The organism is Halodesulfovibrio sp. (assembly GCF_025210605.1).
GTDB lineage: Bacteria > Desulfobacterota > Desulfovibrionia > Desulfovibrionales > Desulfovibrionaceae > Halodesulfovibrio.
Genome location: NZ_JAOARI010000024.1, coordinates 157008 through 177108, shown reverse-complemented (window position 1 = coordinate 177108; position 20101 = coordinate 157008). Strand labels below are relative to the sequence as shown.

Here is a 20101-nt window from a genome sequence, read left to right as displayed (position 1 = left end):
CGAAGTCTTTAACGACGAAACAAACACTTGGGATGAAGTTGTTCTTGGTGGAAAAGACGGTGACACCGTTGACATCATGGATGACACAAGTAAATTCCGCATCACTGCTGAGTATGCTGATGGGCAAAAAACTCGTGACACTGTCTCTAACAATACCGGTGGTCGCTTCACACTCACCAAGACAAGTAATGGCTTTGACATTGGTATGAAAACTGGCGACGATGCTCAGAAGTCTTCAACACAGTTAGAAGTTAAATCTGAAGATTTAGTCACAGTCAGCTTACACTTTGGAGCAAGCAGCCAAAAAACAGATAGTTACGATGCTGAGATCAACACCGCTACAGCAAAATCTCTTGGTGTTGGACAAGAAGCTGGTGATAACATCGAAACTCAGGAAAATGCTAGAAAGGCATTGGAAAACATCACAATTGCAATCAGCAAAAAAGATGAAATCCGTGCTCAGCTTGGTTCTACCCAGAACCGTCTGACTGCTACCATTGAAAACATTTCTATCCAGAAAGAAAACCTTCAGGCTGCTGAGTCCCGTATCTCTGACGTAGACGTAGCAACTGAAATGACTGAATTCAACAAGCAGCAGATTCTTGCTAACGCAGCAGTATCCATGCTTTCTCAGGCAAACAACCTGCCTAAAATGGCTCAGAAACTTCTTGGATAATACGCCATAATTTCTAGCACTTGCTAACCTTCCCCCTGCTTCTTTCGAGGCAGGGGGATTTTCGTTGTCTTCAAGAGATAAATATAGTTGTGCACTATCTCCTGCAATAGGCTACATCAAAATATAGTATCTTAAAATTACTACTAAAAATCCTACAAAAGATGCTGGTACCTATTGTTTCTTTGATTAAACAAAAGGTTCAGTAAGCCTGCCCTGTTTCAAACTAATAACCGTCATCATGCTACCCGAAAATAATATACTTAGACATCTATATTCAACGCGAAAACGTATGGTAAGCCGTGTCTAATTTGCTGGCTGCATTTATAATTTCCATTGCCCCATAGTCCCCCATAGATTTTTTTTGCACAACTTAGCATACTTTTTCTCATACACCCACGGTAGAAAATCACACAACGCATAGAAAAACCCCGATCTCAGTATGAAATCGGGGTAGTATCTTTCAACCAGCTTGTTACCGAAGCTAATCTTTATCAGCAATTTGACTTTTCAATTGGAAGTCTAACATTTTTTGAATATTTTGATATTGGCCAAGAAGTTTTTCTGTTTTGGAATATTGAGCGATTAGTCTTTTTTCTAAAGACTTTACACGGGCGAGCTCATCTTCCATCTTCTTTTTCAAACCATAAACAGGGTGATCTATTGTATTTTTGTACTTTTCATCCATCTTATCGAAAACACCACCCTTAGCAGTGATCTCTTCGACGACTTTAATTGTTTCCCGAACTTTTCCTTCATGAACAGAAAGCGTTGCAGAATGACTACCAGCAGCTGTATCAATAACTTTAAAACTAATACCTGCCCCAACCCCTTCATCGATGGTCGCAACTTTGGTAACTGCGTTGTACACTACGTGACTTGTCGTTCCATTAACCGTCATTGATATAGTGTTTTCGTCTCCCGTAGTAGGAAGCTTCTCACCATCATATTCAACCTTATAGCTACCTGGTTCCGTAAGTTTAACGGAATACATGCTACTGTTAAATTCGAGAACAGAAGTATCCGAGCTAGACCCATACCCTTCAGCAGCGAATAAATTAGCAACAGCTTCTGGATTTGCCTTCAGGTAGTCCATAAATGTTTCTTTACTGTTGCTAACTAAACGTTCATCTTTATTAAATTCAAGCATTCCAAAATCTTTGGCACCTGTCTCCGCTATAGTCTTGATTCCCAAAGAAGAAAGACCTATGTATAAATCCTGCCCTTCACCATTTCCCCCAACAAAGCCTATTCCTTGTGTACTAAGAATATTCTTTAAAGAAGTTTCAATATTTCGTATTTCAGGGTTAGTTTTAAGGCTATAGTTAACACCTTTTTTATCTAACTCCTCGTTCTTGTAGTCTTTAATTAACTTAAAACCAGTTCTAAGTTCGTTTGTAAGCTTCACAAAATTTTCGACATTTTTGACGATGGCATCATAGTCAGTTTCAACTTTGGCAACAGTGTCACCTAAGGCGACTAAATTATACGTAACCCCTTTGGTTACATCATCAACTGAGTTAGTCTCACGCTCGATGTCAATGCCATCCAGAGTAAATTTAGCATTTTTAGAATCGTTGACAGTAGTATTAGCTGCATCGCCACCGCCCAATATTGCTTTAAGCTCATCAAACTCAGTAAAGTTATGATCTTTGCCAAGTTCCATACCACGCATTTGCAGCTTAAATTTACCTGTACCGAGGTCAATAACGCTAGCTTTAACTTTGCCAGCTGTGGCTTTATTAATTGCAGTAGCTAACTCTTCAGTTGTCATATCTTTCTTCAAATCTAAAGAATAAGCCTTGCCATCATACTTAAATGTTATTGTTTTATCTGCACCAGTATAGGCAACTTTATCCATATCAGTAGAAACAACAGATGCTACATCAGCAAGTTGTGTTACTTTTAGGTTATGAGTTCCTTCCTGTGCGCTTGCGCTCACCTTAACTGAAGCAATATCAGTTTTTGAAGATGTACCTTTTTTTACAAGAAACTCTTCAACCGTATCCATGGATTCAAGCTGTTTCTTGTAGGTTTGCATCGTACGATTCAAACCGGCGATTTGCTCTTTTTTAAAATTTGTTTCAGCTTCTTGCTTTGACAGCTGGTTGTAACGAAACTTCTCCATTTTAACGGTTGCATCAATAATGGAGTTAAAATCTGTTTTCGTTGCAAAGCCTGCATAAACCTTCTGTCCGGACCAATAATCAGACATGGCTACCTCCTTATCTCAAGTAATCGAGTAAACTCATGTTCATTACTTTCGCACTGGTAGACAGCACGGTTTTGTAAATGAACTGAGCACGATCGGATTGGGTGGACAATTTGGATACATCAACGTCCTGAATAGAAGAAATACGTGCAGTAGTAGACATTTTGCTTTTGCTATGCGCATCTGCCGCAAAACGTATGCGGTTTTGCCGTCCACCAAGCACACCTGTTTCTGTGGTGATATGTTCATTTGCTTTTTTCAAATCACCCAAACATTTCTTCACACCGTCCTGATCGTCCATTTCTAGAGAAGCTATAAGGTTTCCTACAACTTCAAAGAGGTTTTTGTCATCAGAAAGTCCATCAACTGGTCCGGTTGCGCCTGTCACTTTGTCAGTGTAGAGACCACCGAAGAAATTAGCGCCAGTACTGTTTACCTGAATCTTGTTGCCTTCGCTGATCTCAATGCGAATTGCAGAGTCAACTGGATTAACGACAAACTGCTCACCTTTCAGCAAGCTACCAGATCCACCTAAGTCAAGCTGCCCGCCAGGAATATTTAAGAACTTATCTTTTGTTGCATTTCCTCGAACCCATGTTGCGCCATTGTCTGTGCTATATGAATATTCGATGGCAGTGCCTATAAGAACAGATGGATCATTTTCGATTCGAACTGCAACGGGGCTGCTGAAAACACCTTGTGGTACAGGAGATAGGGCTGTATTTGCACCAAAATATTGTGCCTTAGCTTCGCCATCAATTGAACCAGTATAGATTGCAGCAGGTCGGATAACCATGGTGGTATCCTGCTTAATCTGCTCGCCAACTTTGAGTTTAGCTTCTACGCCGCCAAGCTTCAAAGACACTGTATCCCCAGCCCCTGTTGGAATAGTGGCATTTTTCCATGTCTTGCCACCATCTTCAGAAAATTGAACAGGTATTGAAGCAGCACCAATATTCTGAGTAGCTGTCGGCTTTGGAAATTTAACTGCAATAGTTTTTTTAGCATCACCAGTTACGCTATGAACCAACGCCTGATTTGCATTTTCAACGGTTGCACCCAATCCAAGTTTATATGCAGGCTTATTAACAGCTGCACCAGCAAACAAAGAGTTACCAGCGTAGTCACCATTTGTCAGACCAATCAGCTGCACCTGAAGTTCTCGCAGCTCGGTTGCAATGAGTGCGCGCTGTTTATCTGTCACCGTACCTGTAGAACCTTGGTTTGCCAGTTCCTGAATTTTAATGATGGTGCTGCTGATTGTCCCAAGTTGTTCGTTCGCAGTATCAAGCCAACCCTTTGCAGTCGTGATATTTTTATCATACTGAGTTAGGGAATTGATGTGTGACTGCAAGTCCATAATCAGAGCAGAACCGCTTGGATCGTCAGAAGGACGGTTGATACGTTTCTGGCTTCCTGCCTGTTCGCTTAAACGAAGAATTTCGTTCATTGCGCTGTTCATGCCACCAGTGGACTGTGTATATATCATGCTACGTGCAATACGCATTGTAATTCTCCTGCTCTGCTATTTTAACTGTAGGATGGTATCGAACATTTCGTTAGCTGTGGTAATCAGCTTGGAAGCAGCTTCGAAACTCTTTTGATACTTGGTTAAGTTTGTCAGCTCTTCATCCATGTTTACACCAGCCTCAGACTGTTGGCGTTTTTCAAGATCTTTGCTCACTGTGTCGCAATAGACCTTGTTTCGTGATGCTCCGTCCATATCTGCCCCGACAAGTGCAGTCAGTGTGCTTAGATGCTGGGAGAAAGTTCGAGATGTATTTGTGTGGATTGTGTCCAACGTAACACCTTTCTTCACCAACGCATGCAGAGCAAGAGCGTTTTTGTTATCACCATGATCTACCAAACCAAGCCCGTTAACGACAGCTGCGTTAATTCGTTTGGGATCATTTTTGATTCGTGCATCAAGATCAATATCTGAGCTACTGGAGCCACTAAAGAATGTATTTAGTCCTAAGGCTGCAAGAGCACCTGAAGTGTCGCCTGCGAATTCAAAACTTCCGTCCGCTACCTTCGATTTAATTTTAAGCTTTCCGCCTTCGATTGATGCAGTCAATTTAGCTGTCGCGGTAGTAGGCGCGTTGTTAATCGCTGTCACCAAGTCATCAAGAGACATACCCGGAGTTACTGAGACTTCGATACGAGCGCCATCCGGTGTGCCCTGAGCGGTATATGCCTGAAAGCTTATGGTACCTTTGGTAATTTTGTTAGCATATGCCAAATTAGACTTATTAAGTGCTACAGAAGAATCAACTACAGAATTGGTACTCTGTGTTTCTTTGTAGTGAGCAAGCCCTGCGCCCTGTGAATGCTGGTAGTTAGTCTGCCAAATAAGTTCTTTTGTAAAAGCTTCCATTCGCTCTTCATAGCTGGCAATGCCGCTATCACGCGCAGCGAACAAACCGCCAAGACGTCCACCACTCAATCTTCCGGATTCATTACCGTAACCACCACGAGGAGTAATATTTACGAGGTGTGCGGTGGTTTTTTTCCAGTAAAGTCCACTTTTCGGTACAATATTAAAAGCATCTGCTTTTGATAAATCTGTTGCCGGTGATGAATTGTTGAACCAGATATTAACGCCTTCAATTTTTACTTTATTGTCTGCGTCACCAGCTTTAAAAGTTCGTTCAACACCGTTTTCGTCGGTCAGCCAAGTCTTTCCACCATCGATAGAAACTTTAAATTCCGCAGTACCCAGCGCACCGCCTTTAACCATTTCTATTTTGTATTCCTTGGAACCTTGACCTTCAAACTTAACTTCACCTTTGAAGGCAGAACCTGTTGTCAATTCTGCTTGAGCCTCAGGTCCTTTTACCGCAAGTTCGAAAGCTTCAATGCCGTCAACTAATGTTTGCCCAGACTCAGTAATAACTGTGAATGAGCCGTCTGACTGATGTAAAGATTTAATAGGAAGAAGTTCACCGAGCTTGCGAATTTTGCGGTCACGCTCATCTTGCAGCACAAGATTTTCTGGCTGCCCCAGAACGCTTCGGTTCAGCTCTGCGATGTCTTTCATTAATGCGTTCGCATCTGCAACACCAAGTTCAATTGCTTTGTCTGTTGCTTGCAGCTCCTGCTTTAATGACTTACTCATTGTATGAAGCATTGTTGAAAGTGTTTTTGCATACTCTTTCAATTCCATGCGGTACGCAGAACTATCAGCATCCTGAGTAAGAGAGTTCCAGCTGCTGAAGTATTTATCAAGAGCTACAGAAAGTCCGTAATTTTTATCACCTTGTTTGAACAATGACTCTACGCTGTACAATGTTTCTGCTTTAGCATTCCAGTACTGCTGTTGACCATGCGACGCTAGGTACTGCTGCTCAACAAAGTAGTTGTAATGCCTGCGAAGGCTCTCTGCTTCCGCCCCTGTGCCAAACTGTAAGCTGTTCCGCACCAAAGGGGATCGAGAGACATAATTAACGGTTGTACGAGAGTAACCTTTGACGTCCGCGTTAGCCATGTTGTTACTTGTAACATTGATGCCAAGCTTTGCGTTCATCATTGCATTGTTGCCGATAGACATAAGATCATAAATAGACATTTCGTGTGCTCCTCTTAACAGACTGGGGTGTGCCGCTACATTCTAAAAGCCGCTACTGCAGTTCAGCAGCGGCACATCTATCGACAACTATCGTTTCAGATTAATTGCTTCCTGAAGCATTTCATCTGACGTAGTCACAACCTTGGAGTTAGACTGATAACCACGCTGAGTTAAAATCAGTTTTACCATCTGGCGTGACATATCTACGTTGGAAAGTTCCAGCGTATTTGAAGACACATTGCCTAAACGACCTGTATTAGCTCGTCCAACTACAGCCTGCCCGGACTGAGAACTTTCTGCATAGAGGTTACCACCCTGAAGGCTTAAACTCTGTCTATCTGCAAAATCCGCCAAGGCGAGAACAAACATTTCTTGTTTTTGACCATTGGAATAACGTCCGCCAACAACACCGTTTTTATCAATTGTAATTTCCTGCAAGAAACCAGCAGTATAGCCATCCTGCTCCATGCTGTGTGTTGTGGACGCAATTGAAAACGAAGTTGCAGACTTTTTAGTTTTGTTAATGTCTACATCATTAATCTTTGCGAGTTTGGTACCATCTGCTTCAACTGCTGTCATAGTTTCAGCTGCGTTTTCAAATGCACGGCTTGCATTTTTGGAGCTAAACCCAAAATCAAGTGCAATCAACTCAGGGCTTGCACCATCAGCAGCCTTATCATCAGTATCGTTAACATCTTCTAAGTGAAGAAAGTTTGCTGTAAAAATCGGGAAACCATCTTCACTCATGGTAGCAGCTTTCCAGTTATCTTTTGAATCTGGATCAGCAGTGCCAGCAGCGCCAGCGTCATATGTATATGCTGACATATTTTTCATTGCGCCAGTGTTACTAAAGCTAATTGTACCCGCCATTAAAAGACCTTTCGTTCTTGTATTGGTGGCAGGAGAGCCAGTCATCATATTTGGGCGACCATCATCATTCGGGTTACACGTAACAATGTATTCCCAAGTATCTTCGCCGCTTACTGTCTTAGCTTTATCGAAGTATACGGTAACTTCATGAGCAGAGCCGGTTTTATCGAAAACTTTCATTGTTTTCTGGTAGGAGTACTTGTCGTCACCAAGCGGCTTAGCTGGTGAACTTTTTGCGTCCCATGTTGAGAACAAAGCAAAAAAGTCAGTACCGTTCGCAGCAGTACCTGGTGTTGTTGGCTTTGCTTTATCAATTGCTTTGTTTGAAAGGTTAAGAGAAAGGGACATCTTGCTTGTTTCTTTAGGTTCAGACTGGAAAGAATCAATCTGAAGGTCGCCAACAGCTCCTTTAACGACAGCTGTAGAGCTATCAGCAGCAGCCCAGCCCTGCACTCTCATACCCTGAGGGTTGATGAGAAAACCTTCGTTATCAAACTTAAAGTCACCAGCGCGGGTGTAGTACTCTGAGCCATTAATTGGGTCATTCACTAAGAAGAAGCCACGACCACCGATGGCTACGTTAGTTACAGCGCCTGTGTTTTCATATGCGCCCTGTGAAAAATCCTGATAAATAGATGATACGCGGGAACCGTGACCAATCTGCCCGACTGACGCACCGTGCGAACGGCTTGAGTAGAAGAGATCTTCGAACTGAACTGTACCACTCTTGAAGCCAACAGTACTGGTGTTGGCGAGGTTGTTGCCCAGTACTGACATACGTTCTGCGTGAGTAGTAAGTCCGGAAATGCCTGTATACATAGATCCCATAACGCTCATGATTATCTCCCTGAAAAGCAATAATTCTGTAGGTAAAATTTGCCGATAAATTTAATTCATTTTACTAAGGCGGCAGGCAAATTATGCTGCCGATTCAGTATGTTCAGTGTAGTATTTTGAGTTAACTTGCTGCGGATTCTTCGCTAGTTTTTTTATCAGAATCGCTGGAAACAGCCTTTGTTTCTTCGACTCGTTGAACATCTATAAGGTTCACAGTGCGACCGCCTTCAAGTTCAAGAACAGTCTTACCGTCTTTAGCAGTAACTCCTGTAACCTTACCTGCAACCTTCGAGCCAACTTTAACAGTTTTGCCGTTTTTATCGCGAGCTTCAAAACCGACAGTGTATTTACCCTCAGGCAATTTACCTTTTGGATTAGTGCCATCCCAAGTAAAGGCATGTTCACCTTCACCTGTTGCAGAGAGAACAACAGTATCAACAATACTTTTAGATGCGTCATAGATGTGTGCCTTAACACTATCAACGCCTTCAGGCAGGGTGTAGTAAACAGGACTACAATCTGAGCTACCACGGGTAATAGAATCGCCACCGGCAACTACAGATTTTCCAATGTAGTTAACAGCGCCTGTAACATTAATAGCACCAAGAGCAGTATTTGCTGTGGTTGCTGTCTGGTTCAATGTTGAAAGTTGTTCAAGTGAGGAGAATTGCGCCAACTGTGCAAGCATCTGCGTATCGTCAGTCGGTTTCAACGGATCCTGATTGGACATCTGCGTTGTCAAAAGTTTCATAAAGTCATCTTTACCGAGAGAGCTTTTCGGCTCTTTAGCAGACATGTCGCGGGAGTGCGTTGAGTTGATATATTGTGTTGTAGATACTTGCATGTGTTTTCTCCTCCTTGAGATTAGTGACGTGCGATTAACAGGATGACAAAATTCTTCGTAACTCGAGAACCTCGGAACGACATTCGCGGCATGAAGCCATGTGCCCTTCCACTTCCTTTCTGCGAGCTACCGGAAGTTTTTTATCGAGATAAGCGGCGACATCATTGTGTCCGGGACAAGCTTCCCTGCTTGTTGAAAGCCCTTCCTCAATGGTTCCGCCGTAGACCAGTTCGAGCCAGCTTGAAGATTTTTTCGGTTTCATTAGAAATGCTCCTTACTTCTTGGCGTATTCACCTATAGGTACGGTGGCAGATGCCCCAATCATCCATTAACACTATCTAAAGATATCTAAAGTTATCTTCAATCTTTTAAGTTCTAGAAAAGAATCGTAAATTCAAAACGTTAGGAACAAAAAAAAGAGCCGTATTTCTACGACTCTTTAAATAAACTTTATGAATGTAAAGGAACTAGCGGTTGCGCCCCCGTGTTACAGCAAATTTCTTTGCATCGATGCCGTATTTTTTAACTTTATAGTTCACAATACGGTAGCTCACACGAAGATCACGCGCAGCCTGCAACATATTTCCTCTAGCTTTTTTAAGAGCATCTACAAGAAGTTCCTGCTCAAACTTAGCTACAGCCTCACAGAAAGAGAGGTTGGAGTCTGTCGCGGTGCTTTCCGCTGTCTGCAAAGAAGGCGGGAGATGATACGTACGGATAACCTGCTCATCACACACAAGCACAGCACGTTCGATGCAGTTTTTCAACTCACGGATGTTCCCCGGCCAATGGTACTGCATCAACAAATCGATAGCTGGAGTAGAAATGCGTTTAATATTACGCTCATACTCTTCTGCATATGTAGAAAGGAAATGTTCAGAAAGCGGCAAAATATCTTCACGGCGTTCACGAAGAGGTGGGATAAACACCGGGAACACGTTAATGCGGTAGTATAAATCTTCGCGGAACTCACCTTTTTCTACAAGCTCTTCCAAAGGACGATGTGTTGCGCAAATAAGACGAACGTCTACAGACAACGTCTTTTCACTACCGAGTCGCTGAATTTCCTGCTCCTGAATTGCACGCAACACTTTTGCCTGCGCTGTCGGGCTTAATTCACCAACTTCATCAAGGAACAAGGTTCCGTTATTCGCAAGCTCGAATAACCCTTTTTTATCTTGAACAGCACCGGTAAATGCACCTTTCTGATACCCGAACAGTTCACTTTCTACGAGTTCAGAAGGCAACGCTGCACAATTAAGTTTAATAAGCGGATTGTCTCGACGCGGGCTTGCTTGGTGAATTGCCTCGGCAAGAAGTTCCTTACCAGTACCGGACTCACCGCGAAGCAGTGCCGTAGCTCGGCTAGGACCAACCTGTGAAACTTGATTAAGCACAAGCTTCATGGACTTTGACGCAACAATAATATTAGCTGAAACAGCAGGGTGCTCAGCTAACTCACCACCACCAAGACCTTGTGCCATCATATGCGTTTGGCGGGCAATTTCTTCCTGCAAGTACGTAGCATGGTTTGCAACCATACCGGCAACTACTTCCAGAAAACGAGTCTGTCCCTCAAGGCTTTCGGCAGTGTCACTTGGCAAATCAACACTAAGTGTGCCTATAACTTCTCCGGCAGAACCTTCCTTACCAGGAACAGTAATCGGCACACAAATAAATGCCAAATCTGCCAGTTCTTCATCCGTACGACCAAAGGCTTTGTTCAAGAAGGCTGGATGATCTTTCATGAGTGGAACAATCACGGGAGAACCGGTGGTAAATACCTGCCCTGTTACCCCTACCCCCGGTTCGTACTCAATAGCACTACCAGAATCAAGACCATGTGCAAGAGTCAGTTTAAGGGTGCGAGTTTCCGGATCAAAGATCACAATGTGTGGTCTTCTAAAGTTGTGGTTCTCAGACAAAGTCTGCAACAAAGATTTCAGTGTAGATTGGAAGGGTTTCTGGGAGCCAAGCTCAGAAACAATGCACTGAAGGGTACCCATGTAAGGCTGCAGTTTGTCATCTTGTAACGTAGTAACAGTCATGTAATTTGATTCCTAAGCTCCGGTCATGCCCAGCTGATGTATCAAAAATACAGCATTCCGGAACGGGTTCAGCAATTATCATTAGCTTAGCAGAAAAGGTGGTATCTGCTTCAACATAACGCTCGCATGGTGACGAATGTTATGTGCGTATATGAACCGGACAACACCCTCTTGCAATTCCCCCAGCACGCATAACCATGCACTCTTTCTATACACATGTCCCGAGCAGTCATAATACAGTATCCTCAAAAAAACAGGCTGTATTTATTACCGAAGAAACATGTTCTATGCTGGACGCAATCAACAAAAAAATATTGCCGTAAAATTTGTTGTTAGCTTTGATATCATGCAGCATATGCTCTACAACGGAGCATGTACTAAATTTTTATTCACTATCATGACAAACAGCTGCACAATAATCGTTTGCATCTCTTACTCAGCAGCCCCCCCAAGGTCAACCCCGCCCCACTAACCAAAGGACATAAAGAATATCATCATTGAGGACACCTTCTCGAAAACTCGTAATTCCGAAAAAAACTTTATCAATAAAATCATACAAATACCCAGAACAGCACCGCACCTTGCTGCACTGGTTATCTATTCCGTTTTATCGCTAATTTTTAAGCTTGAGATTCAACATAGCTATCTTATGACTATAAAAAGCCTTATTTGCTGGCGGAACAACGCTTTCAAGCTCTTTATATAATGTTATAGACGTTTTTACGTCTCCACTTTTTTCTGCCATCATAGCCAGCTGATGCTTGGCAGGCAATCTATACGCCTCAGACGCTGAAGAAAGCATCTGGGTTAACACTTCCTGCGCTTTTTTGTAATCACCCATTCGGGCATACGCATCTGCTTTGCCAAGTCCAGCTATGTCACGCATGCTCTCAATATTAAGCGCCTGCAATGTTCCCCATGCATCTACCGCAGAAGCATAATTTTCTGCTCGTAAGGATGCTTTTGCCAAGGCAAGCAACGCAGCAGGACGAACCTGTACAGGGGATGTTTCCGCGAATTTTTTTAACTTTGCAAGCTGCGCTTCATTCAATGGCGCTGATGTAAGCTCTGTTAATGTTTCCTGTGCCTTTGCGATGTTTCCTTCATGCACATAATTATAGATACCAAAACCTGCTATCGTTCCCGTAAGGAGAACCAGCCCAAAGGCAATAGCTTTAACATGCTTCAGAACAAAATTGAGTAACGGTGCTGCTTCCTGCGAAATGTTTTTTTGCAACGAGTCTACAAGCAATGAGGATTCGTGTTCTTTGTGATCGACCATGTTCGCTCCTAAACGTGTTCTCAGTATCCATTTGAAAACAATTTTTTGTAAAACCATGTGACGAAATTGTCAAAATATATTGTATGTTATACCGTCACATCGTACTTTGTCTCATATTTTATGCACCATTATTTAAATATAATGCATTGCCTATTTTGCCTGTACTTACCTGTGAGTCTCTTGCAGTTTACACTTCAAAAAGGTATTTCTAAAAATTACGGTAAAAGCAATTGATTCAATGTACCGAAACAACTGCTAGAGAACATCGTTGAAAATTCCTTGCGTGCTGACCTGCGCAAATCACATATCATTCGGTAAGCCCCACTGTTACAGGCTTTTTCCGATACCTAGCCGGAGGACATATGGATACTTATCAACTGTTAGAAGAGATGGGACAAAAAGCATCCGTTGCTGCGCGCAAACTTACTGCTGCCAGTCCGGAAATGAAGTCAAAAGCACTAAAACGCCTTGCTGAGCTTATTACTGAAAAGCAAGACCAGATTACTGCTGCAAACGAAATTGATATTGCCAAAGCAGAAGAAAAGGGTCTTGATGCCCCTCGACTCAATCGCTTGCGTCTTACTCCGGCAATTATTGCCGAAATGGCTAGCGCTTGTGAATTTATTGCCGACATGGATGACCCCGTTGGTGCAATTGAAACGCAGTGGCAGCGTCCTAATGGTATGCTGGTAGGTAAAATGCGGATTCCACTCGGCGTAATTGCTATGATCTACGAATCCCGTCCGAATGTTACCATTGACTCCGGTATTCTTTGCTTGAAAGCAGGCAATGCAATCATCCTCCGTGGTGGCTCCGAGGCAATCAATTCCAACATTGCCCTTGCAAAGCTTCTTCATGAAGCTCTTGAATATGCCGGACTGCCAAAAGAATGTGTGCAGGTTATTCCGACTACAGATCGTGAAGCGATCAAAGCAATGTGCAAGCTTGACGAACACATTGACGTCATAATTCCTCGCGGAGGCGAAACCCTTATCCGTACTGTTGTAGAACTGGCGACAATGCCGGTATTGAAACACTACAAAGGGGTTTGTCATGCATTTATTGATAAAAGTGCGAACCTGACTGAAGCACTTGATATCATTATCAATGGTAAAACTCAGCGTCCGGGTGTTTGTAACGCTTTGGAAGGCTTGCTTGTTCACAAAGACATTGCCGAAGAATTTTTGCCTATGGTAGCTGAAGAGTTGGGTGAACAGCGCTCTGTAGAATTCCGTGCTTGCCCTACCTCTTTCCCATTGCTCGGCAAGCATGCAGTCGCTATGACTGAAGCTGATCCAGGAACAGAATACCACGACCTTATTCTTCTAGTAAAAATTGTCGATTCCATGCAAGAGGCACAAGACTACATTGCCGACCATGGTTCCAACCATACAGAAATTATTTGCACACAAGACTACACGCGCGCGATGAAGTTCATGCGCGAAGTTGATGCGTCATGTGTTTCCGTAAACGCCTCTACCCGCTTCAATGATGGTGGACAGCTTGGACTCGGAGCAGAGATCGGCATCAGCACATCTAAACTGCATTCATACGGCCCAATGGGCGTAACAGAACTCACTACGACTAAATTCGTCATTTTTGGTCAAGGTCAAGTTCGCCAATAAACTCCAATCGATACGTAATAAAAAAAGGATGAAGCATGTTGCTTCATCCTTTTTTTATTACCAAAGCCATTAATGACCATCTAATCGTACAGTATACCACTATCTACGACAGCAGCTAACCATTTCGTAACTAATAGGAATTTGTCCTTTTTTCCTTTGGCAGTGCACAGTATCACATGGTATAGTCTCACATACATTAATAAGCATATCCCCATAACATTAAACAAGATAAGCTAATTATGAAACGTATTGCTATTCTCGGGGGAACATTTAACCCCACTCACATTATGCATATTCGCCCTGCGGTAGAAGTTCAGGAAGCATTTAATCTTGACCGCATCGACTTTGTACCATGCGCCACACCGCCGCATAAAAAAGAAAATGGACTGCTGTCTTTTGAGCTACGCAATCGTATGATTCGTGCTGCAATCAACCGCTATCCTGACTTTCGTGTGAATGAATTAGAAGCAGAACGCTCCGGTCCTTCGTACACATACGACACTCTTCAAGACTACAAAAAAAAAGAAGGGGATTGCGAGCTGTTTTTTATTATGGGGTCAATCGATTTACCTACGCTCGCAGACTGGCATAGAGGCTTAGAGCTTATTGAGCATACGAACATCATCGTACTGGCACGCTCTGATGCCGACGAGAAACAATTCAATACACTCTGCCCACAATATTGGCCGGAACATACCGCACTCGCTCCCGCAGACAACATTACAGCTGGATATACTGTAGGAGATCACAGCATCTACTTCCTGCAACAGCCACGCATTGACGTTTCCGCCACACTTATTCGAGAACGGTGGATGCAGGATCGTGACATTTCGTACCTAGTTCCTGACAGCGTTCATAAAATCATGCATGACTATGCCGATATTATTACAGAATGCTGGGGCGATGCTCAAAACTGCTCCTGATGCAGGAGGCGAAGATCTCACCGGTTAGCTGCGCTTTTCCTGATACATAGCCTTGTCTGCCCGTTGCAGTAAGACTTCCGGAGAATCGCCATCTTCTGGAAAAATAGCAGCACCGACACTTAATCCAACACTGACTGAATGCTCTTCGTTTATTCGAACGGGAGCATCAGCAACGCTTCGGACTTTATCCACAACTGCATCCACATCCTTGGTTGAGCGTATATCTTCGAGCACAATACAAAACTCGTCACCACCAATACGCCCGAAAACATCACGTTCCCGAATCTGAGTTGCTATCCGACCAACAAGCTCTTTAATAACAATATCGCCGGAATGGTGTCCGTAGGTATCATTCACGTTTTTAAAATCATTCAAATCAAGATACAAAACAGCAAACCGCGTATTCTCGTAGCAAGCACTTGCAAAAATTGAATGCAACTTTTCTGTAAATGAAAGTCTGCTAAAAACACCCGTCAGGCAATCACGAGTTGCTCTATGCTGCAAGTCCAATTCAACACGCCGCCGCTCAGTTACATCTGATAAGATACCTTCCACATACGGAATTTGATTTTTAGGATCAACACTCCACTGAGCAGAAATCTCTCCCCATATAGGTGTCCCATCCGAACGCATCAACTGAGCATTAAATTTTGACTGACGCCCAACAGATTGCACCTGTTCCATCAGTTTAATAAAATCAGTCGAAGTTACAAACCGCTCAGAAAGATTGTAACTTGTAGGTACTGTTGCCCAGTCAGAAATTTCAAATCCAAAAATTTTATTAAAAGCTGCGTTTGCCTCTATAATTCTTCCAGTCTCTTCAATGCGGAACATGCCTTCAGCTGCATTCTGATACAAAGCACGATACTTCGCCTCAGCCTCTCGCAACGCAGCTTCCGCTTGCAAGTTTTCTTCAAGGTTTGTCATTACACAAAGCAGATTTTCACAACCGGCAACCTCACTTACAGCAAACCATACAGGCACCATTTCATCTTCGGAGGTAATCACATAGCCCTGAAAGCTTTGTTTCGAATTTTCACCCAGCTTGCTGCATACAGACTCAAGTCGGGCAACCGTTTCTGTATCAAGGAAAGTTTGTATATGCTCCCCTTGCAAAGGGGCACTACAACCCAATAACTGTTTCAAATGCTCGTTCGCAAAATCAATACGCCATGATGTATCCAAAAAGACGACACTTTCTGAAATATTTTGCGCGATAAGTGTATATTTTTCCACAGCACAACTATGTCGGACTTGCACAGCACTATAGTTGTATGCCGATTCCAGTGTGCATTCAAACATCACATCAGGACAAGGAAGAGGAAGATAGGCAAAGGGCTGAAAAAGCTGTTCTCGGTAAAACTCAGCCTTTTTGAAGGTTGCAGAGCAACAAATAATCGGCAAATGCGAACAAGCCTCGCTTTGTGCCATCTGATTAAGAAAGTGTACTGTACTGTCACAATCCACATTAGCCACAAAAACTGAACGTGGATCCCCCCTGTAGACAGCGAGCAACTGTTCTATAGATGCTCCAATTTGTCGCACACTATATTTTTTTTCATCCAACAGATGCCTGATGCTGCCCAACACAGCCTCAGCATCATGTTCAAGTACCAAAAGACAATTCATCGTGTTGCCTGTGACTGCCATGAAGCATCCCCTATTATCACTACTCTCACAAACGCACTCTTGCTAAACTGAATCTTCAGCTACTACAAAAAACAATTTTTCATTAAAACCAGATGAGTCTTAATCGATTCATCCTTTTTTTTAAACCCCTATTGAAATAAATAAAAATCATGCCTGCAAAAGTAGAATAACATTATGAAAGCAGTGAAAGGACACTTTGTAAGACTCGTTGTGGTTCTATTGATTGCATACACGCCTGATCTTTATCACAAACTTTTTTCCCATGAAGAGAACAAGGTCTGCATTCTTCATCAGCTTCAACCACGATGTCGGACACCCCTTCCGGAAAGAATCCCCAAGCCCTGTGGGTAGGACCAAATAGCGCGACTACAGGCGTCTGCACACCACTGGCAAGATGCATAGGTCCAGAATCACCAGTAACCAACGCTTTGGCGTACTTCAGAACAGCGCAAGTCTCACGGATGCTGGTTCTTCCAGTTAAGTTTGTCACTCCCTTTCCTTCAGGTACCGGTGAATTGCCGACCCCAATGACAATTACGTGTGCTCCTGAATCAACAAGCTTTGCAGCGAGCATTCTCCATGATTCGCTAAACCATGCTTTGTTAGGATGCGTTGAAAACGGATGTAAGGCTACAATAGGCTTGCCACCTGCGGCTTGCTCGCAAAGCAACTGCCCCTTTTGCAACTCTTCCTGAGATAAGAATAGCTGTGGAAGTAATTCAAGCCGAGTAGGAGCAACTTCTTCCACTGCCAGCGCGTACCGTTGTGGAACGTTATATTGCAGTAATTTTTCTCCACCGAGTTTTCCACCAGTCTGTAGAAATAATCTACGCTGTATCGAAAACTTCGGATAGCGGCGCACTGCTCCTTTCCAACACAACGAAAGAAATCTGGAACGCATGGTTCCGTGCAGATCAAGCAGTCCTTTGCCTTCATGTTCTTCTGCAAGTTGCTTAAAAAAGGTGTATTCTTTCCCAGAGCGCAACTGCTCTTTTTTAATAGGAATTATGGAATCAATTGCCGGATGCCCTTTCAATACAGCTGCCCAAGGTTCCAATGTAAGAAAGGTAAAACGCCATCCGTATTTGTTATGCAGATACGTCAACACGCCTGTTGTGAGCACTACGTCGCCTAGTGCACTCAGTCGCATGACTACCCAGTTATTCGGTACATTCATCTTCAAGCTCTACCATATATATTCCTGTAAACCACATCCTAACCATCTACGTTTTCTATTACAAATCGAGCTTTGGAAGCTCGGTTACACCATCATCAAATGTTGTAACTTGTTCTGTCAGCACAATAGGACTATCTTCAGCCACAGCTTTTGCAACATCCTCAGCGGCAGTTTCTGCAAGCTCTTCAGACAATTTAGCAGAAGTCTCTGATGCATTTTCAACAACTGAAACAAGGGCTTCCGCTTCATTCACAAATTCAGAACAAGATACGGTGGCTTTGGTGAAGATAGCAGTCAGCGCAAGCTCAACGCTTTCCAACTGTCCCAACACTTGTGCAGCACGCTTAAGTGCATCCCCATCTACTGCTGAAACCGAAGAAGGCTTTTTACTTTCGAGCAAATCTAATGCGCCAAAAACTCTATCAAGAGCTCGGGAGCTAAGCGTTTTTCCGTTATCACTTGCTTCCGCAGCATGGCGGCATTTTGCACACAGGGCACGGATTTCTTCAACAATCGTCCCCATTGCAGTTGTATCTGCTCCAACACGCGCAGCCTCAACATTAACATTGATAGCCAATGTTTCAAGGTTACGCGCAACGTCTTCGTAACTTCCTACCTGCCAGCCCATTACTTTTATAGCGCGCTCAATCTCATTGAACTGCCCTTTAAGCTCCGCAACAGTATTGCTAGAATCATTTGCGGGTGCAGCAGCACCATCGACAGCTGCCGAAACAGCCGAAGCCATTTCACTGAAAGACTTACCTTTATGCAATGTTGAAAAAGCCTGCTCACTGTGCGAGGCTGCCTTGCTTAGCCCTTTTTCCAATGCCGTACCGGAGCGTCCCAGATGCTGAATTTTTTCCGTTACAGTTGCAAGAGACGTATACGAATCGTACACGCACGTTTTCAGCGTTTGCAACATCTCGGATGCAGAACCAGTTGCAGGCTGATTCACGGATTCGAGACAGTCACGCAGGGTTTGCTCCATCTCACGCCGTGTATTTTCAACATCATTAATTGCACGGCTTACGGCATCTAGTCCGAGTTTATTTTCCAGATCAACAACAGACTTTCCTTCCGCGATTTGCTCCAAGGCTTTTGCCTGTTCAGCAACCTTGCTCCACGCAGCCAGCAATGCACTTTCCAAATGAGAATTGCCAAATGCCTTACCGGAAGACGGAGGCATCTCCCCTGTAGTCAATCCATGTACAGCCTGCTCAACACGGGCAATAAAGCCTCCTGAAGCACGCAGGATTATCAGATAAAAAATAAGTGCAACAATCACTGCGCTGGCAATAATTGCTACTGCAGGCAGGATGGAGGATTCACGGATAAATGACAATGTATCCCGCTGGGCATCTGCGAGTTGTTTCACTGCAACTTTTACGTCGGAAAGACCAGATTTTGTGCTCGAATTAACTTCAAAAATTCTATTATACAGCTGCCCAAGCTGAATGAAATCTGCATTTAAATTTTTAACTGCGACAGTTGCTCTATCGAGTACAAGCAGGTCTGTAGCCTGAAGACTTGTGCGTAACGCAATACAACTCTCCAATAGCAGTCCTGCATCATTTTTCGCAGTATCATAATCACTTTTTTTAGTAGATGTTTCCATCAGTCGCAACGTAACCTGCAAATTTTGAACGCTCTTCTGCATTGCGGCAAGACGCTCATCTCGTTTACGTTGAGCATCCAATGACGAAGCACTGAGCAAAGGAACACGTTGATCTGCAAGAATCGCTGCGATGCGCTCTACATCTTCGGCAATGTTATTTACATTTTCTTTTGCAAGCTCTGTATAACGATTGATCCCAGAATATAAGGATTTAAGTGCCCCTAATTTTTCCTTATACGCCATATTTGCAAGTTCCGCACGGCGTATTATGGCTGCTTCATTTGAGCCTTTTGTTGAATTAACTTCTTTAAGCTCTTTTGCAAGCTCATCGCTAAGTTCCAGCAATACATCATGCCCTGCACCAGCAAGCGCAGTCTTGTGTATCATTGTAATGCTGCTTTCTAAACGGGAAAGCCGTGCCAACGTATCATAATTTTCCGATAAACGCTGTTCGCCATCAATCCCCAAAAAAACAAGTGTCCCCATCAACCCCAGCAACAGTACATATCCTGCAGCGAGCTTAGATCCTATTCGCATGAAATACTCCGAACGTAAAAATGCATCGAGAGATATGTACCCAAGTTCTCAAACTTCGGCAAACATAAGCTTTCGTTCTGGCAGGTCACAATACAACAAAATTCCGTATATGATGGTTCTCATACACGGAATTTTAATGTCCCTATGCTTTTTGGTGCAACATCTGAACAATAGTATTTTCAAAAATAGAAAATGCTTACAATTTTTTCTCTCAAAAAAAGATAGGATGGTATGTAATCA

General features: G+C 43.3%; 14 protein-coding genes. 3 read left to right on the top strand and 11 right to left on the bottom strand.

The window, feature by feature from the left end; genetic code table 11:
* Positions 1-676 (top strand): flagellin (locus tag N4A56_RS09870; protein WP_295546926.1); only part of this gene is annotated, 676 nt, incomplete at its 5' end.
* Positions 677-1157: 481 nt separating this feature from the next.
* Here N4A56_RS09870 and fliD read toward each other — a convergent pair.
* The 8 genes from fliD to N4A56_RS09830 all read right to left on the bottom strand — a co-directional run bounded on the left by fliD (position 1158) and on the right by N4A56_RS09830 (position 12334).
* Positions 1158-2888 carry a flagellar filament capping protein FliD gene (fliD, locus tag N4A56_RS09865; RefSeq protein ID WP_295546925.1) on the bottom strand — a complete coding sequence of 577 codons (1731 nt, stop codon included), beginning with the start codon at positions 2886-2888 and terminating at the stop codon, positions 1158-1160.
* Between the two features lie 10 nt (positions 2889-2898).
* Positions 2899-4392, bottom strand: a complete 1494-nt coding sequence (locus N4A56_RS09860; protein ID WP_295546923.1) for a flagellin — start codon at positions 4390-4392, stop codon at positions 2899-2901.
* An 18-nt stretch (positions 4393-4410) separates the two neighbouring features.
* Entirely contained in the window at positions 4411-6453 is a 2043-nt protein-coding gene (locus N4A56_RS09855; RefSeq protein ID WP_295546919.1) for a flagellar basal body rod C-terminal domain-containing protein, read from the bottom strand.
* Between the two features lie 87 nt (positions 6454-6540).
* The gene (locus N4A56_RS09850; protein WP_295546917.1) at positions 6541-8160 is read right to left on the bottom strand and encodes a flagellar hook protein FlgE; all 1620 of its coding nucleotides are present in this window, start codon (positions 8158-8160) and stop codon (positions 6541-6543) included.
* A 121-nt stretch (positions 8161-8281) separates the two neighbouring features.
* Positions 8282-9004, bottom strand: coding sequence for a flagellar hook capping FlgD N-terminal domain-containing protein (locus N4A56_RS09845; RefSeq protein WP_293668855.1), 723 nt, complete (start codon positions 9002-9004; stop codon positions 8282-8284).
* 34 nt (positions 9005-9038) lie between these two features.
* Complete coding sequence (locus N4A56_RS09840; RefSeq protein ID WP_293668853.1) at positions 9039-9266, bottom strand: zf-HC2 domain-containing protein; 228 nt, start codon at positions 9264-9266, stop codon at positions 9039-9041.
* A 205-nt stretch (positions 9267-9471) separates the two neighbouring features.
* Positions 9472-11010 (bottom strand): sigma 54-interacting transcriptional regulator, encoded by a 1539-nt coding sequence (locus N4A56_RS09835; RefSeq protein ID WP_293668852.1) that lies wholly within the window; start codon positions 11008-11010, stop codon positions 9472-9474.
* A 655-nt stretch (positions 11011-11665) separates the two neighbouring features.
* Positions 11666-12334, bottom strand: coding sequence for a tetratricopeptide repeat protein (locus N4A56_RS09830; protein WP_293668850.1), 669 nt, complete (start codon positions 12332-12334; stop codon positions 11666-11668).
* A 362-nt stretch (positions 12335-12696) separates the two neighbouring features.
* Here N4A56_RS09830 and N4A56_RS09825 point away from each other — a divergent pair, with 362 nt between their 5' ends.
* Entirely contained in the window at positions 12697-13959 is a 1263-nt protein-coding gene (locus tag N4A56_RS09825; RefSeq protein WP_295546912.1) for a glutamate-5-semialdehyde dehydrogenase, read from the top strand.
* Positions 13960-14198: 239 nt separating this feature from the next.
* Positions 14199-14882, top strand: coding sequence for a nicotinate-nucleotide adenylyltransferase (gene nadD / locus N4A56_RS09820; RefSeq protein ID WP_295546909.1), 684 nt, complete (start codon positions 14199-14201; stop codon positions 14880-14882).
* 24 nt (positions 14883-14906) lie between these two features.
* Here nadD and N4A56_RS09815 read toward each other — a convergent pair whose 3' ends face one another.
* The 3 genes from N4A56_RS09815 to N4A56_RS09805 all read right to left on the bottom strand — a co-directional run bounded on the left by N4A56_RS09815 (position 14907) and on the right by N4A56_RS09805 (position 19861).
* Complete coding sequence (locus N4A56_RS09815) at positions 14907-16532, bottom strand: diguanylate cyclase (protein WP_295546907.1); 1626 nt, start codon at positions 16530-16532, stop codon at positions 14907-14909.
* 172 nt (positions 16533-16704) lie between these two features.
* Positions 16705-17709 carry a glycosyltransferase family 9 protein gene (locus N4A56_RS09810; RefSeq protein WP_295546905.1) on the bottom strand — a complete coding sequence of 335 codons (1005 nt, stop codon included), beginning with the start codon at positions 17707-17709 and terminating at the stop codon, positions 16705-16707.
* A 58-nt stretch (positions 17710-17767) separates the two neighbouring features.
* Complete coding sequence (locus N4A56_RS09805; protein ID WP_295546902.1) at positions 17768-19861, bottom strand: hypothetical protein; 2094 nt, start codon at positions 19859-19861, stop codon at positions 17768-17770.
* Positions 19862-20101: the final 240 nt, after the last annotated feature.

Excerpts from the sequence above, each read along its gene's own strand:
- fliD (WP_295546925.1), bottom strand. The coding sequence starts at position 2,888 with ATGTCTGATTATTGGTCCGGACAGAAGGTTTATGCAGGCTTTGCAACG.
- N4A56_RS09860 (WP_295546923.1), bottom strand. The coding sequence starts at position 4,392 with ATGCGTATTGCACGTAGCATGATATATACACAGTCCACTGGTGGCATG.
- N4A56_RS09855 (WP_295546919.1), bottom strand. The coding sequence starts at position 6,453 with ATGTCTATTTATGATCTTATGTCTATCGGCAACAATGCAATGATGAAC.
- N4A56_RS09850 (WP_295546917.1), bottom strand. The coding sequence starts at position 8,160 with ATGAGCGTTATGGGATCTATGTATACAGGCATTTCCGGACTTACTACT.
- N4A56_RS09845 (WP_293668855.1), bottom strand. The coding sequence starts at position 9,004 with ATGCAAGTATCTACAACACAATATATCAACTCAACGCACTCCCGCGAC.
- N4A56_RS09840 (WP_293668853.1), bottom strand. The coding sequence starts at position 9,266 with ATGAAACCGAAAAAATCTTCAAGCTGGCTCGAACTGGTCTACGGCGGA.
- N4A56_RS09835 (WP_293668852.1), bottom strand. The coding sequence starts at position 11,010 with ATGGGTACCCTTCAGTGCATTGTTTCTGAGCTTGGCTCCCAGAAACCC.
- N4A56_RS09830 (WP_293668850.1), bottom strand. The coding sequence starts at position 12,334 with ATGGTCGATCACAAAGAACACGAATCCTCATTGCTTGTAGACTCGTTG.
- N4A56_RS09825 (WP_295546912.1), top strand. The coding sequence starts at position 12,697 with ATGGATACTTATCAACTGTTAGAAGAGATGGGACAAAAAGCATCCGTT.
- nadD (WP_295546909.1), top strand. The coding sequence starts at position 14,199 with ATGAAACGTATTGCTATTCTCGGGGGAACATTTAACCCCACTCACATT.
- N4A56_RS09815 (WP_295546907.1), bottom strand. The coding sequence starts at position 16,532 with ATGGCAGTCACAGGCAACACGATGAATTGTCTTTTGGTACTTGAACAT.
- N4A56_RS09810 (WP_295546905.1), bottom strand. The coding sequence starts at position 17,709 with ATGAATGTACCGAATAACTGGGTAGTCATGCGACTGAGTGCACTAGGC.
- N4A56_RS09805 (WP_295546902.1), bottom strand. The coding sequence starts at position 19,861 with ATGCGAATAGGATCTAAGCTCGCTGCAGGATATGTACTGTTGCTGGGG.